This window comes from Streptomyces sp. NPDC001351, assembly GCF_042896045.1.
Taxonomy (GTDB): domain Bacteria; phylum Actinomycetota; class Actinomycetes; order Streptomycetales; family Streptomycetaceae; genus Streptomyces.
This window is the reverse complement of sequence record NZ_JBIAWS010000005.1, coordinates 48,119-62,454: the sequence shown is the minus strand read 5'-3', so window position 1 is coordinate 62,454 and position 14,336 is coordinate 48,119. Positions and strand designations below refer to the sequence as shown.

General features: G+C 69.6%; 13 protein-coding genes. 9 read left to right on the top strand and 4 right to left on the bottom strand.

The annotated features are described in order from the left end of the window. Window positions 1–182: 182 nt before the first annotated feature. Window positions 183–1,706 carry an aldehyde dehydrogenase family protein gene (locus ACFY1U_RS19170; protein WP_390695288.1) on the top strand — a complete coding sequence of 508 codons (1,524 nt, stop codon included), beginning with the start codon at window positions 183–185 and terminating at the stop codon, window positions 1,704–1,706. Between the two features lie 186 nt (window positions 1,707–1,892). Here the strand turns inward: ACFY1U_RS19170 and ACFY1U_RS19165 are convergent, their stop codons facing one another. Continuing rightward, window positions 1,893–2,459 carry a class I SAM-dependent methyltransferase gene (locus ACFY1U_RS19165; protein ID WP_390695287.1) on the bottom strand — a complete coding sequence of 189 codons (567 nt, stop codon included), beginning with the start codon at window positions 2,457–2,459 and terminating at the stop codon, window positions 1,893–1,895. A 132-nt stretch (window positions 2,460–2,591) separates the two neighbouring features. Between ACFY1U_RS19165 and ACFY1U_RS19160 the strand changes: the two genes are divergently transcribed. Both ACFY1U_RS19160 and ACFY1U_RS19155 read left to right on the top strand, forming a co-directional pair. After that, window positions 2,592–3,866, top strand: a complete 1,275-nt coding sequence (locus ACFY1U_RS19160; RefSeq protein WP_390695286.1) for a sensor histidine kinase — start codon at window positions 2,592–2,594, stop codon at window positions 3,864–3,866. Further along, complete coding sequence (locus ACFY1U_RS19155; protein ID WP_390695285.1) at window positions 3,863–4,543, top strand: response regulator; 681 nt, start codon at window positions 3,863–3,865, stop codon at window positions 4,541–4,543. Before ACFY1U_RS19160 ends, ACFY1U_RS19155 begins: the two co-directional genes overlap by 4 nt. Before the next feature lie 210 nt (window positions 4,544–4,753). Here the strand turns inward: ACFY1U_RS19155 and ACFY1U_RS19150 are convergent, their stop codons facing one another. Further along, entirely contained in the window at window positions 4,754–5,551 is a 798-nt protein-coding gene (locus ACFY1U_RS19150; protein WP_390695284.1) for a FadR/GntR family transcriptional regulator, read from the bottom strand. A 372-nt stretch (window positions 5,552–5,923) separates the two neighbouring features. Between ACFY1U_RS19150 and ACFY1U_RS19145 the strand changes: the two genes are divergently transcribed. The 6 genes from ACFY1U_RS19145 (at window position 5,924) to ACFY1U_RS19120 (ending at window position 12,462) form a co-directional block, all read left to right on the top strand. Next, window positions 5,924–7,288: an ABC transporter substrate-binding protein gene (locus ACFY1U_RS19145; RefSeq protein WP_390695283.1), complete on the top strand. Its 1,365-nt coding sequence runs from the start codon at window positions 5,924–5,926 to the stop codon at window positions 7,286–7,288. Beyond that, entirely contained in the window at window positions 7,285–8,199 is a 915-nt protein-coding gene (locus ACFY1U_RS19140) for a carbohydrate ABC transporter permease (protein ID WP_390695282.1), read from the top strand. The genes ACFY1U_RS19145 and ACFY1U_RS19140 overlap by 4 nt, the downstream gene beginning before the upstream one ends. 97 nt (window positions 8,200–8,296) lie before the next feature. Continuing rightward, a complete protein-coding gene (locus ACFY1U_RS19135) occupies window positions 8,297–9,151 on the top strand; it encodes a carbohydrate ABC transporter permease (protein WP_390695281.1) in 855 nt (284 codons plus the stop codon). 31 nt (window positions 9,152–9,182) lie between these two features. Beyond that, window positions 9,183–11,201 (top strand): hypothetical protein, encoded by a 2,019-nt coding sequence (locus tag ACFY1U_RS19130; RefSeq protein WP_390695280.1) that lies wholly within the window; start codon window positions 9,183–9,185, stop codon window positions 11,199–11,201. Then, window positions 11,198–11,545, top strand: a complete 348-nt coding sequence (locus ACFY1U_RS19125) for an L-rhamnose mutarotase (RefSeq protein WP_390695279.1) — start codon at window positions 11,198–11,200, stop codon at window positions 11,543–11,545. The genes ACFY1U_RS19130 and ACFY1U_RS19125 overlap by 4 nt, the downstream gene beginning before the upstream one ends. Window positions 11,546–11,580: 35 nt before the next feature. Continuing rightward, window positions 11,581–12,462 (top strand): amidohydrolase family protein, encoded by an 882-nt coding sequence (locus ACFY1U_RS19120; protein ID WP_390695278.1) that lies wholly within the window; start codon window positions 11,581–11,583, stop codon window positions 12,460–12,462. Between the two features lie 151 nt (window positions 12,463–12,613). Here the strand turns inward: ACFY1U_RS19120 and ACFY1U_RS19115 are convergent, their stop codons facing one another. Both ACFY1U_RS19115 and ACFY1U_RS19110 read right to left on the bottom strand, forming a co-directional pair. Beyond that, window positions 12,614–13,306 (bottom strand): FadR/GntR family transcriptional regulator, encoded by a 693-nt coding sequence (locus tag ACFY1U_RS19115; RefSeq protein WP_390695277.1) that lies wholly within the window; start codon window positions 13,304–13,306, stop codon window positions 12,614–12,616. Next, a complete protein-coding gene (locus ACFY1U_RS19110) occupies window positions 13,297–14,310 on the bottom strand; it encodes an aldo/keto reductase (RefSeq protein ID WP_390695276.1) in 1,014 nt (337 codons plus the stop codon). The genes ACFY1U_RS19115 and ACFY1U_RS19110 overlap by 10 nt, the downstream gene beginning before the upstream one ends. Window positions 14,311–14,336: the final 26 nt, after the last annotated feature.

Below are 14,336 nucleotides of genomic sequence, written 5' to 3'. Positions count from 1 at the left end.
AGCGCGCTGAAGGACACGCCGGCCACAACGGCCGCCTGGCCCGGGGTCATCGGCCGCCGCACCGGCGTAGCCCCCGCGCGGGGCCCGGGCGCTCGCGGCAACGTAGTTGCAACGTCGCCGTCCCTAGCCTCCCGACGGGAGCTGCCCAACGGCGGGCAGCGCTTCGAGGGAGGCAGAGCAGCATGACCCGTTACGCGGCGCCCGGCACCGAGGGCGCGATCGTCTCCTACCAGGCGCGCTACGACCACTTCATCGGGGGCGAGTACGTGCCGCCGGCCCGCGGACAGTACTTCGAGAACCCGTCGCCGGTGAACGGGCAGCCGTTCACGGAGGTGGCGCGCGGCACGGCGGAGGACGTGGAGCGGGCGCTGGACGCGGCGCACGCGGCCGCCCCCGGCTGGGGCCGCACCTCGGTGACCGAGCGCTCCACCGTCCTGCTGAAGATCGCCGACCGGATGGAGGCGAACCTCGAGAAGCTGGCGGTCGCCGAGAGCTGGGAGAACGGCAAGCCGGTGCGTGAGACGCTGGCCGCCGACATCCCCCTCGCCATCGACCACTTCCGCTATTTCGCGGGCGCGATCCGTGCGCAGGAGGGCTCGCTCGGCGAGGTCGACGACGACACCGTGGCGTACCACTTCCACGAGCCGCTCGGCGTGGTCGCGCAGATCATCCCCTGGAACTTCCCGATCCTGATGGCGGTGTGGAAGCTCGCCCCGGCCCTCGCCGCGGGCAACGCTGTCGTCATCAAGCCCGCCGAGCAGACCCCGGCCTCCATCCACTACTGGATGAGCCTGATCGCGGACCTGTTGCCGCCGGGCGTGGTGAACATCGTCAACGGCTTCGGTGTGGAGGCGGGCAAACCGCTGGCGTCCAGCCCGCGGGTGGCGAAGGTGGCGTTCACCGGTGAGACCACCACGGGGCGGCTGATCATGCAGTACGCCTCGGAGAACATCAAGCCGGTCACCCTGGAGCTCGGCGGCAAGTCGCCCAACATCTTCTTCGACGACGTCTGGGCGCACAACGACGACTTCCGGGACAAGGCCCTCGAGGGCTTCACCATGTTCGCGCTCAACCAGGGCGAGGTGTGCACCTGCCCGTCCCGGGCGCTCGTCCAGCGCGGCAACTACGCCGAGTTCCTCGAGGCGGCGGTCGCCCGCACCGAGCTGATCAAGCCCGGGCACCCCCTGGACACCGACACCATGATCGGCGCCCAGGCCTCCAACGACCAGCTGGAGAAGATTCTCTCCTACCTCGACATCGGGCGCCAGGAAGGCGCCCGGGTCCTCACGGGCGGTGAACGCATCGAGCACGACGGCGAGTTGAAGGGCGGCTACTACGTCCAGCCCACCATCTTCGAGGGCGACAACCGCATGCGGATCTTCCAGGAGGAGATCTTCGGCCCGGTCGTCTCCGTGACGTCCTTCGACGACTTCGACGACGCCATCAAGATCGCCAACGACACGCTGTACGGCCTCGGTGCGGGTGTGTGGACACGGGACATCAACACCGCGTACCGGGCGGGCCGGGCGATCCAGGCGGGCCGCGTGTGGACGAACTGCTACCACGCCTACCCGGCGCACGCGGCGTTCGGCGGCTACAAGCAGTCCGGGATCGGACGCGAGACGCACAAGATGATGCTGGAGCACTACCAGCAGACGAAGAACGTTCTGGTTTCATACAGCCCACGGAAGCTTGGGTTCTTCTAGAGCATGAAGTCGGGTGCCTGGAGGCGTCGTTGCGCTCCAGGCAACCCAACCCGGGCGCCACCACCCTCCGCGATCCTGAAGCTGTCCCGGACCACGTCCGAGCAGCCCGGCCTTGTTCCTCACCTCGATGCCCCCCCGCGCTGCTCTTTCCGGTCGTGGCCCTCGCTCTCGCGGGTCTGCTCGCGGTCATCGCCTCTGGGCGGCCCGGTGCACGAAAGCGGGCGGCAGGTTCGCCCACACCGTCTTCGAGCGTTCCAACCGGTCGAAACGGCGGGACAGTTCGCCGGTGAACTGACGGGCGGGCGGGGACCAGGCCGCGTGCAGGTAGGCGAAGGTGGTGAACCGGCCACCGGGCGCGAGGACTTCGGTCACGGCGTCCAGGATGCAGCCGCGCCGGCTCTGCGGCATGACGGTCCACGGCAGCCCGGAGACCACCGCGTCGACCGGTTCGCCCACCGCGGCGGCCAGTTCGGCCGCCGAACCCTGCACCACGGTCAGCCGACTGTCGCGCCGGGTGGCTGACAGCCGGGCGGCGAGCGCCGGGTTGAGCTCGACGGCGACGAGCCGTGCGTCGGGTGCGAGCCGGGCGAGGATCGCGTCGGTGAACACGCCGGTCCCCGGGCCGAGCTCGGCCACGACTCGGGCCTGCTCCAGACCGATGCCCTCGGTCATCTCATACGCCAGTCGTCGTGAACTGGCCGCCACGGCACCGGTCATGAGGGGTCGTCTGAGGAACTCGGTGGAGATCGACATGGCGGCCATGGTGGAAACGCCCTGGGTGGCCGCACGTCGTATCCCCGGCCGGTGTCCGTACGACTGCGGGAGGACCCCGTGACGCCCGCCAGGACGATGCCGGGGAGCGGGCCCCGGCCGTAGCGTGAGGCGGTGCATCGGCTGATCGAGACCCTGCCCCGCCTGCGGCGCGGACATCCGTGGCTGACGGACCTGCTCCTGGTCGTGCTGGTGGCCGTGCCCCCGGTGATCCGCCCGCAGCCGGGCTGGCGGCCGGTCTGGGTACAGGCGGTCGTGTACGGCGCCCTGGTACTGCCCCTGCTGTGGCGCCGCCGTCGGCCGGTGCTCGTCGCGGCCCTGGTGACGGCCGCGTTCTGGGCGCAGTATCTCGGGCATGTGTGGGGGCAGGAACCGGGACGCGGCGCCGTCGCCCTGGCCGCGGTCCTGGCCACCCTCACGGTACGCGGCCTGCGCCGGGCCGCCGCGGCGATGGTGATCTGTGCCGCCGGCTGCGTTGTTCTGTGGATTCCCGCCTGGCAGCGCGACTACGGGGGCCCGGGCGCCCGCGGTGCCTGGCTCACCCCGCTCGCCGTGGGGCTCCTGCTGGCCGGGGCCTGGGTGTTCGGCGAATACGTCCGTGCCCGGCGCGCCTATGTCGAGGAGTTCGAACGGCGGGCCGCGCTCGCCGAGTCGGAGCGCCTCGCTCTGGCCCGGGTCGCCGTCGCCGAGGAGCGGGCCCGCATCGCCCGCGAGATCCACGACGTCCTCGCGCACGGCGTGAGCGTGATGGTGCTGAACGCCGAAGGCGGCAGGTTGATGCGGCACACCGACCCCACGGTCGTCGACCGCACCCTCAGTGTCATCAGCGCGACCGGACGTGAGGCCCTGGACGAACTGCGCCGGCTGCTGGAGGTGCTGCGCACCCCTGACGCCGACGCTTCATCCGGCGACCCCGGCCCCGGACCCGGCAACGGTGGAGCCGGCGAGTCCCTCTCGGCCGACCTGCGGCGGCTGGTCGGGCGCCTCAACACGAACGGCACACGCGCCCGGCTTGACCTTCGCGGAGAGCCAGGCGGCCTTCCGGCGGATCTCACCATGCAGACGTACCGCATCGTGCAGGAGGCGCTCACCAACGTCGTCAAGCACGCGCCGTCGAACGCCACGATCCACGTGCGGGTCCACACCGGCACCGAGGGGCCCGGGCGGCTGGTCCGCGTCCGGGTGGAGAACTCGGCCGGGGCCGGAGCGGGAGCCGTCCCGGATCACCGCGCACGACCGCTCTCCTGCGGTCACGGACTCACCGGCATGCGCGAGCGCACCGCCCTGTACGGCGGGAGCGTCGACGCCGGACCCACACCCGACGGGGGCTACCGGGTCACCGCCTCCCTGCGCCCCACCGAGCCCGCCCCCACCAGGGCGACCCCATGACCGGCCAGAGCCCGCCGTCGTCCAGGGTGCTGATCTGCGACGACCAAGAACTGATCCGGATGGGACTGCGCATGGTCATCGACAGCCAGCCCGATCTCACCGTGGTGGGCGAGGCCGCCGACGGCGACGCGGCGATCGCGGGTGTGGGCGCCCTGGAGCCCGACCTCGTCCTGATGGACGTACGCATGCCCGGGATGGACGGGCTCGCCGCGACCGAACACCTCTGCGCGCAGCCCCACGGTCCCCGGATCCTCGTCGTCACCACCTTCGACCTCGACGAGTACGCCTACGCGGCCCTGCGCGCCGGCGCGAACGGCTTCCTCGTCAAGGACGCCCCCGCCGAGGAGATCCTGGTGACCGTCCGCGCGGTGCTGCGGGGCGAGGTCATGGTGGCACCCTCACTCACCCGGCGCCTGGTCGAACGCTTCGTCCTGCAATCCCCCACGTCCGCGTCCGCCCAGCGCGAACTCCTGGCCGCGCTCACCGACCGGGAACGGGAAGTCCTCGCCCTGGTCGCCCGGGGACTCGCCAACGGCGAGATCGCCGACCGCCTCTTCGTCGGGGAGACGACCGTCAAGACCCACCTCGGCCGGATCCTGACCAAACTCGGCCTCCGCGACCGTATCCACGCAGTGATCTTCGCCTACGAGAGCGGGCTGATACGGGCCGGGGACTGAACAGCGACGGACCCAGCGCCGGACTGCCCGCACGGCGGCCTGGGCCTCGTAGGCGTACTGCTCGGCCAGGGTTGCGTCAGCCGGAGCGGAGGCGTGGCGTTGCCGTTGGTCCAGAGCTGGACGATGGTCTCGCCGAAGACGGGACGGAAGCCGATTGCCGCGCCTGACGACCAGCGGCAGTTGCGTCGGTGGGCAGCGGCTGCGGGCCGGTTACCCGAACAGGCGCCGCTGGATCTCCCGCCGGTAGTCCTCCAGCGTTCTGTCGAGGTGGACCGCCGTGGCTTCGGCCGCCTGGTCGGGACGGCCGTCACGAATGGCCCGGTAGATCGCCTCGTGCTCCTCGACCGCGAGCCGCGTACCGGTGCCGAAGCTGTCGTGAATACCGATGGCGCTGGACTGGCGCTGCAGACGCCGCGCGTCACGCACGGCACTGACCAGGAACGTATTGTGCGACGCGACCGAGACGGCCTCGTGGAAGTCGTCGTCCCCCTGGTTGAACACCTCCACTTGACCGTGTTCGAACCCGTGGCGGCACTGCTGCATCGCGACCTCGATGGTGCGCAGTTCGGCCGGCGTGGCACGAGTGGCCGCCAGGCTGCTCGCGGACATCTCCTGAACCCTGCGGAACTCGAACAGCATGAGGACGTGGTCGAGGTCGACGGGACGGAAGAACCCTCCCCATCGGCTGGTGATGAGCATCCCCTCGTCGTCCGCGACGAACAGCCCGCGTCCCTTGTGGGCCCGCACCCGGCCCAGCGCGGAGAGGATCTTCACGGCCTCCCGCACCACCGCCCTGCTGGTGTTGAGCGTCTGGGCCAGGTCGTTCTCGGTGGGGAGCCGGTCACCCGCCTGCAGCCGCGCCGCGGCGATGAACTCGAGGATCCGCTCCGCCACGATCTCGTAGCCGGGGCGGTAGTCGCGCTGTTCGCCCGCACCGTTCACCGCCGGTGGCGCGGCAGGAGCGGCCTGCTCCGGCAAGGCCGCTTCGGTCGCGGGCGTGTCGTTCATCGGTTCCGCCTCCAGGGTGACTACTGAGACAGCGACTGATCGCTGCGAAGCCAACGACATCATACCTCAGACCAAGATAAGTCGTACTCATTCTCGCTGTGCAGCACAGAAACGCATCTGCCGATGAATCCGGCAAAGAACACCTTTACGGCGCACGACCGCCTCCGATCACCCCACGGACGTCCACAACGGGTCCAAGAAAAGCTGCACATACCCTTGACGGTGGGCCAGATAAGGCGACTAATTTCATCGAAAGCGGCGGTCATACAGCCGCCCACCGCAGCACGCCCGGCCGGGACGGCCTGGCGTCGCCCCATCCGCGCGCCACCTCCCGATCTGCTCGGGGCGCCTGCAAACCCAGTGGAGTCGCTCATGACCGTCAACGAAGATTCGGCTCGCGACAAAGGCCCGTCCGGCAGGAGGCGCTCGACCCTGCTGGCCGGTTGTGCGGCCACCGTGTTGCTGACCGTGACCGCCTGTGGCGGTGGCGGTGCCGGTGGCGGCACTACCAAGGACGGATTCGCCCAGGCCGCCCAGGACAAGGGGGCGTTGACGGTGTGGGTGGACGCGACCCGGCTGGCTGCCGCGAAGCAGTACCAGGCGTCGCACCCGGGCGTGAAGCTGCACATCGTCAGCTATGACGGTGACGCCAATGGCTCCAACTACCTGCAGACGAAGGTCCAGTTGTTCAACCGTACGGGCAAGGGCTGGCCGGATGTCGTCTTCAGCTCCCAGAACAACGAGGCGAGCTGGGCCGTCGACGCGAACTTCGCCGCCCCGCTGAACAAGGGTCTGATCCCGGACGCGACGCTCGGCGGGTTCGCCAAGGGGGCCAACGACGTCTGCACCGTCGACGGCACCCTCTACTGCCTGCGCAACGACCTCTCCCAGGTGGTGCTCTGGTACAACGCGCCGCTGCTGAAGCAGTTCGGCTACACGGTCCCCACGACCTGGGAGCAGTACCAGGCGCTGGGTGAGAAGGTCGCCAAGGAGCACCCCGGCTATCTGGTGGGCGACGCGGGTGACACCTTCACCCCGGAGATCTACCTGTGGGCGAGCAAGTGCGGTGCCAACCACATCACCGGCCCCAAGGCCGTCTCTGTCAACACCACCAGCGAGGCCTGCACCAAGATGGCCAAGCTGCTGGACGTGCTCATCAAGAACAAGTCGATGTCGATCAGCGGCGTCTTCAGCACCGACTTCAACAAGAACAAGGCCAAGAAGGTCCTGCTCATGCCGGGCCCGGCCTGGTACGGCGGCGCGGTCTTCGAGAGCGGGCTCAAGACCCCGGCCAAGCAGATCGCGGTGGCGCCCATCCCGCAGTGGCAGGGCGACACCTCACCCTCCACCGGCAACGTCGGCGGCGGCACCTGGCTGCTGTCCAAGCACTCCACCCACATCAAGGCGGCCACCGACTTTTTGACCTGGGTGACCACCGACAACGCCTACCAGGGCGCGAAGGCCCCCGGCTTCCCCGCCTACGCGCCCGCCGCCGAGAACTGGCTGAAGGCGCAGGCCGCCTCCGGGTACTTCGCCGGTGACCTGAGTGCCCTCAAGGACGCCTCCTCGCAGGTGTGGCCGGACTGGGGTTCGGGCCAGTTCAGCCAGGAGGCGATCTGGGCCGCCACCGTCAAGCCCGGTCTTACGCAGGGCAAGACCATCGAGTCGCTGTTGCCCGCCTGGCAGGACTCGATCGTCAAGTACGCCCAGGCCGACGGATACAAGGTCGCCCAGTGACTTCCGCGCACTCCTCGGCCGGCTCTGTCCGGGGGCGCCCTCGCGGCACCTCCCGGCAGAGCCGGGCCGGCATGGCATTCGTCGCCGGCTACGTACTGCTGCTGATCGCCTTCGGCGTCCTACCGACCGGTTACGCGATCTACTTCGCGTTCACCGACGCCGGCGGGGCCTTCACAGGTCTCTCCAACTTCGTCACCACGGCACAGGACTTCCGCTTCGTCGACTCCCTGAGTCATGTGGCCCTGTACCTGGTCTTCTGGCTCCTCTCGCTCGTGGTGTTCGTGGTCGTCCTGGCGCTCCTGCTGCACCGGCTGTCCTCCGGGCCGCTCAGTCAGGCACTGCGCTTCCTCTACTACATCCCCGGCGCCCTGGCCGGCGCCGCGAGCGTGCTGGTGTGGCTGTTCATGCTCGACCCGACGGTCAGCCCGGTCAGCTCCCTGCTCGGGACGCTGGGTTTTCACACCTTCGGCGAGGTCATCGCCCCTGGCAACCTGGCGCTGCTGTTCACGGTCATCGCGTTCTGGACCGGCGCGGGCGGCTGGATCGTCGTCATGTACGGGGCGCTGAACAACATTCCCAAGGACGTCATGGAGGCCGCCCGCATCGATGGCGCGAACGGCTGGCAGACCGCCTGGCGGGTGCAGATCCCCATGCTCCGCAAGTGGATCGTGTACATGGTGATCCTGGCCTTCGCCGGTGGAGCGCAGCTCTTCGTCGAGCCGCAACTGCTCTCCCTGGCCAGCACCGGCGTGGCCGGCCGCGACTACTCCCTCAACCAGCTCACCTACGACTTCGCCTTCCAGATGAACAACATCAACGGCGCCGCCGCCGTCTCGGTCGAACTCCTGGTCGTGAGCGTGTCGGTCGCCGGTGTCTTCGTCGCACGATCGGGGTTCTTCGATGCCGACTAAGACCCGGCCCACTCCCCCTCTCACCGCTCAGGGCGCGAAGTCGACGAGCCGAACCCGACACGGGGAACCACGGAAGCGCCGCCGCCCCCCGCAGCACGTGGCCTCCCGGCTACTGGCCAGCTCGGTGCTCACCGTGTTCGTGGTGTTCTTCGTGCTGCCGGTGATCTGGCTGCTGCTCGCGGCGACCAAGACCGACCAGCAACTCGTCCACGACAACCCGCTCTCCTTCGGGTCCTGGCACGCGCTGACAGCCAACTGGCACGCGCTCACCGCCTTCCAGGACGACGCCATCCTGCTGTGGCTGCGCAACTCCGCCCTCTACGCCGCGATCTCCCTGGTCATCACGCTCTGCCTGGCCATACCCGCCGGATACGCGCTGGCCATGACCGAGTTCCGCGGCCGGCACACCCTGCTGATCGCGACCCTCGTCGTGATGCTGATGCCCAACGCCACCCTCGTGGTCCCGCTGTTCCTGGAGATCAACGCGGTGCATCTGATCGGCACGATGTGGTCGATCATCCTGCCCTACTCGTTCTACCCGTTCGGCGTGTACCTGACGTACATCTACTTCACCACCGCCGTGCCCAAGGACCTCCTGGCCGCGGCACGGATGGACGGCTGCTCCGAGTTCGGTGTCTTCCGTCATGTGGCCCTGCCGCTGGCGACCCCCGTCATCGCGCTGGTCGGGTTCTTCAGCTTCGTCGCCAACTGGACGAACTACTTCCTGCCCTACGTGATGCTCCCCGACAGCGACCAGATGCCCGTCCAGGTGGGCGTCGGCAGTCTGCTCAGCAACGTGCCGTCGTTCAACCCGACCGTCGGCAACCTCGCCATCCAACGCCCGCAACTGGCACTGGCGACGCTCGTGGCCATCACACCGGTGCTCGTCGTGTTCCTCTTCGCCCAGCGCTTCCTCGTCAGCGGAATGCTCGCCGGAGCGACCAAGGAATAGCGCCGCCACCCCCCGAACGGAGACCCATTTCATGCCCCTGAGCCCCGCCGACCACACTGCGGACGACGACGCCCAGCACCACGCCCACCCGGTCACCCCACCCGCCATCCAGGCCGCGGTGCCGCTGCTGGAACCACCGGGCTGGGCCGTCGCCCAGCGCTCCCTGTTCGACCTGCTCGACCACGCCTGGCGCCGCTTCGAACGCGACTTCACCGGCCCCGACGGACGGCTGAACTACAACGGCCGCCTGACCACCCGCGACGGTGTCGACGACTTCTACGAGGTCTTCTTCAACTGGCCCCAGCTCTATCTCCTCGGTGGCGCCGACGACCTCCTGCCCGCCAGCGAGAAGCACTGGGAGGGCGTGACCAGGCAGCTCACCGAACTGGACATGCTGCGCGACGAGTACGAGCGCGGCTACGACTGGTTCCACCAGGGCGAGAGCCTGCTCCTGCTGTACTTCCTGTGCATGGCCGCCCCCGACCGCTGGTCCGAACGTGCCCTGCGCTTCGCCGAGTTGTACGTCGACCCCGCCAAGGGCAACTACGACCCCGAGCACCGCATCATCACCCGCCCGCACAACGGCAGCGACCCCGACCGCACCGGCCTGTTCGACGGGGACGTCTACCCGTGGCTGCTCAAGGAAGCGGAGACCTACGGCTTCCCCCTCGACTGGATCCCCGAGGCCGCGGACGGCCCCTTCCCGCTGTCCGCGGACCCGCGGCTCGGCGACCAGATGCGCGACCGGATGGGCGTCGGCGACACGGCGGTCAACCTCGCCGCGGCCGGGCTGGTCCTCAATGCCTGGATCCTGTCGGGCGACGAGCGCTACCGGGACTGGATCGTCGAGTACGTGGGCGCGTGGCGGGAGCGGACTCAGGCACTCGGTGGTCTCATGCCCGACAACGTCGGCCCGGACGGCGTCGTCGGAAGTCTTCTGGAAGGCCGCTGGTACGGCGGTCACTACGGCTGGTCCTGGCCGCACGGCTGGCACAGCCTCGGCCACGCGGCCTGTGTCGCGGCGCTCGCCGCGGCGACCGCGACCGGAGACGACGACTACCTCTCCATGGTCGCGACCTCGCTGGACACCCTCATCGGCCACGGCAAGGTGCTGCCCCACACCGAGGCGGACTCCAGCCTGCCCTCCAAGTGGGCGGTCGAGCTCGGCCCGGACATGAACACGCCCACACTGCACCTGCCCTTCCGCCACAACGACTCGGGGTGGTTCGACTACAACCCGGTCACCCTGCCCGTACCGGTGGCCCTGTGGCACCACACGGCCTCGGCTGCCGACCGCGCCCGTCTCGAGGGGCTCCGGGAGGCGAGCGGCATCGACTGGCGCACCCTACGGCCCTTTCGCGCCAAGGAGGAATCCGGGCACGAGAAGGCCTGGTTCGCCTTCCTCGCCGGCGACGACCCCGGCTACCCCGAGCGCATCCTCGCCGCCGCGCAGGCCCAGGTACGCCACCGGCTGCGGCGCATCGACCGCTACCGCGACCTGGACGTGCCCGAGGCCGACATCCACGTCTGGCAGCAGTCAAACCCCGTGGTCACCGAGGCTCTCGTGCAGCTGACCTGGGGCGGCCCGCAGGTCCTGTACAACGGGGGCCTGCAGCAGACACGGCTGCGCTACCACGATGCCGAGGCCCGCCGCGCCGGCCTGCCCCCGGACGTGGCCGCCCTGGTCACCTCCATCGACCCCGAGGCGACCACCGTCGAACTGGTCAACCTCGCCCCCGAAGCGGACCGCGTGGTCATCGTCCAGGCGGGCGCGTTCGCCGAACACACCATCACCGGCGTTCGCTACACGACCTGCACGGACGACGGCTGGATCGGGGACATGTACGACTACGGCCACACCGAGCCGGTGGTCTCGGAGGTCGAAGTCCCATGTGACAGCCCATATCTGACGGTTCGTCTGCCCGCCTCCACGCGCATCCGGCTCACCCTGCGGCTGGGGCTGCGCACCCGTACTCCCAGCTATCGCACGCCGTTCGGCACCGCTGCCGAGCAGACCAACTCCACCGACACGACAGGGGAATCGGCATGAAGCGCATCGCCCAGACCATCAGGCTCCGCCCCGAGCACCGCGAGGAGTACCTCCGGCTCCACTCCGCGGTCTGGCCCGGCGTCGAAGCCGCCCTGCACCGGGCGAATATCCGCAACTACAGCATCTACCTCCACGGTGACGTGCTCTTCGCCTACATGGAGTACATCGGGGACGACTTCGAGGCGGACATGGCGTCCATCGAGGCCGACCCCGAGACCCAGCGGTGGTGGAAGCTCACCGACCCGTGCCAGGAACCCTTCCCCGACCGGGGCGAGGGACGCCAGTGGACCGAGCTCCCCGAGATCTGGCACCTGAACACACCCGACGACAAGGCCGGCACCTGACCGCGCAAGCACACCGACCCGACATGGAACCTCCAGTGCCCACACCTCCCACCCCCGCACTCGTGGACGCCCACCACCACCTGTGGAACCTCGACCAGCGCCCGCAGCCCTGGCTCGACGACCCCGCCCTGGAATCGATCCACCGCACGTTCACCCCGGACGACCTCCGGTCCGCCGCCACCCACCCGATCGCCGGCCGCCGACTGCACAGCACGGTGGTGGTGCAGTGCATGGCGGACCTGTCCGAGACCGAGGACCTGCTCGCCCTCGCGGACCAGGAACCGCTGATCGGCGCGGTGGTCGGATGGGCCGACCTGCGGTCCCCGGCCATCGGCGACGTCCTCGACAGGCTCCTCGCCGGCCCGGGCGGCACATATCTGCGATCCCTGCGCCACCTCGTCCAGGGCGAGACGGACCCGCGGTGGCTGCAGCACCCCGAGGTCGAACGCGGACTGACGGCGGTCCTCGATCGAGGGCTCAGCTACGACGTCCTGGTGCGCGACCACCAACTGGACCAGGCGATACGACTGGCCGAGCGCTTCCCCGGCCTCCCCCAAGTACTCAATCACGCAGGCAAACCGTGCATCGCCCGGCGCGAACTGGCGGACTGGGAACGGCGGATACGGCGGCTGGCCGACCATCCCCAGGTGTTCTGCAAGGTGTCGGGACTGATCACGGAGGCCGACCATGCCACCTGGACGACAGCCGACATCCGGCCCGTCTGGGAGGTCCTGCTCACCTCCTTCGGCCCCGAGCGGTTGATGTTCGGCTCGGACTGGCCGGTCGCCAACCTGGCGGGCGGCTGGAACCGCTGGGCCGCCACGGTGGACGAACTGCTCGCCGGCTGTTCCGAGCACGACCTCCAGGCCCTCCTCGGCGGCACGGCGACCGCCGCCTACCGTCTGCGGCCCCTGTGACGAGCGGCGCGACTGACGCCGGAAGATCGGCTTGAAGGCGGCGCCGGAACTGGTTCCCGGGGTGCTGTCACTGCCGCCCACAGGGTCGATGTAGATGTCGTCCGATGCTCTCCGAGACGGCAGACGAGACCGTCTCGCACATGAGTCGTACTCATTCGCTCGAGCGAAGATGTTCCCGTAGCCACTGCTCGGTGTTGCTCACGTGGAGCAGTGCGGCGGCCTGGCTGAGGGCCGCGTCGCGGGTGGACAGGGCGTTGAAGATCGCCTCGTGTTCGGCGAGGGTGCGGCCCGCGGCCTTGTCGTCGACCAGACCGCGCCAGATGCGGGCGCGCAGGGTGCGGCCGGAGATCCCTTCCAGGAGGGTGAGGAGGGTCTCGTTGCCCGTGGCCGCGACGACGGCCCGGTGGAAGGCGGCGTCGTGGGCGTTGAGCTGCTCGACGTCGTCGCGGGCCTCCCGCATCGCGTCCAAGTGCCGTTTGACTTCGGTCAGTTGATCGTCGGAGATCCGGGTGGCGGCAAGGGCCGTGGCGAGCGGTTCGAGGAGCCGCCGTACCTCCATGAGGTCCTGCAGGGCGACCGAGTCCCCCTGCAGCAGTTCCACCGCGCCGCCGAGCCCCTCCAGGAGCAGGCTCGGCTGCAGGCTGGTCACATAGGTGCCGTCGCCGCGCCGGACCTCCAGGACGCGGGCGACGGCCAGTGCCTTGACCGCTTCGCGGGCGAGGTTGCGGGACAGCCCCAGCTGGGCGGCCAGGTCCGGCTCCGGCGGGAGCTTCGAGCCCGGCGGCAGCGCGCCGGTGCGGATCAGCTCCCGGATCTGCTCGATGGCCTTGTCCGTCAGAGACACCGCGCATCCCTCCCGCCACCGCGCCCCGCGAGCACGTCCGACCTGATCAGCCCCTGAGCGCGGAGTTCGTCCCAGAGGGCGTCCGGGACGCGCTGATCATGGAGTTGCACGTTTCGTCCGACCTGTTCCGCAGTCCGCATGCCGAGGGTGACGTTGATGATACTGGGATGCGTGTGCGGGAAGGCGATCGCGGCGGCGGGCAGGGTGGTCCCGTGCGCCTCGCAGACGTCGGCGATCGCCCGGGCGCGGGCGATCAGAGCGGGTGGGGCGTTCTGGTAGTCGTACTTCATGCCCTCGGCGGGGCGGTCGCAGGAGAGCAGTCCGGAGTTGAAGACACCGACCGCCACCACGCTCTTGCCGAGTTCGAGTGCGGCGGGCAGGACGTCGTCCAGCGCGGACTGGTCGAGGAGTGTGTAGCGGCCGGCGAGCATCACCACGTCCGCGGCGGTCTCGCGCAGGAAGCGGGCGAGCATGGCGGACTGGTTCATGCCGGCGCCGATCGCGCCGATCACGCCCTGGTCGCGCAGTTCGGCGAGGGTGGGCATGGCCTCCTCGGCGGCCTGGCGCCAGTGCTCGTCCGGGTCGTGGAGGTAGACGATGTCCAGGCGGTCCAGGCCGGTGCGCTCAAGCGTGTCCTCGATGGAGCGCAGTACGCCGTCGCGGCTGAAGTCCCACTGCCTTCGCAGGTCGTCCCGTACGACGAAGCCTTCGGTGTCGACGCCCCGTGGGTGTTCGTTGGGGACGAGGAGGCGGCCCACCTTGGAGGAGATGACGTACTCCTCGCGCGGCCGGTCGCGCAGGGCGGCACCGAGCCGGCGTTCGGAGAGGCCGAGGCCGTAGTGCGGCGCGGTGTCGAAGTAGCGGATGCCCGCCTGCCAGGCCGCGTCGACGGCGGCTGTCGCCTCGTCGGCCGGGGTGACGCGGTAGAGGTTGCCGATCACGGAGGCCCCGAAGCCGAGGTCGGTGACGGTGACCGGCGTGTTCTGGATCTTCCGCTGGTGCAAGACGTGCTCCTGGGGACAGGGGTGGA

Coding starts and splice junctions, on each gene's coding strand:
- ACFY1U_RS19170 (WP_390695288.1), top strand. CDS start 183: ATGACCCGTTACGCGGCGCCCGGCACCGAGGGCGCGATCGTCTCCTAC.
- ACFY1U_RS19165 (WP_390695287.1), bottom strand. CDS start 2,459: ATGTCGATCTCCACCGAGTTCCTCAGACGACCCCTCATGACCGGTGCC.
- ACFY1U_RS19155 (WP_390695285.1), top strand. CDS start 3,863: ATGACCGGCCAGAGCCCGCCGTCGTCCAGGGTGCTGATCTGCGACGAC.
- ACFY1U_RS19150 (WP_390695284.1), bottom strand. CDS start 5,551: ATGAACGACACGCCCGCGACCGAAGCGGCCTTGCCGGAGCAGGCCGCT.
- ACFY1U_RS19145 (WP_390695283.1), top strand. CDS start 5,924: ATGACCGTCAACGAAGATTCGGCTCGCGACAAAGGCCCGTCCGGCAGG.
- ACFY1U_RS19130 (WP_390695280.1), top strand. CDS start 9,183: ATGCCCCTGAGCCCCGCCGACCACACTGCGGACGACGACGCCCAGCAC.
- ACFY1U_RS19125 (WP_390695279.1), top strand. CDS start 11,198: ATGAAGCGCATCGCCCAGACCATCAGGCTCCGCCCCGAGCACCGCGAG.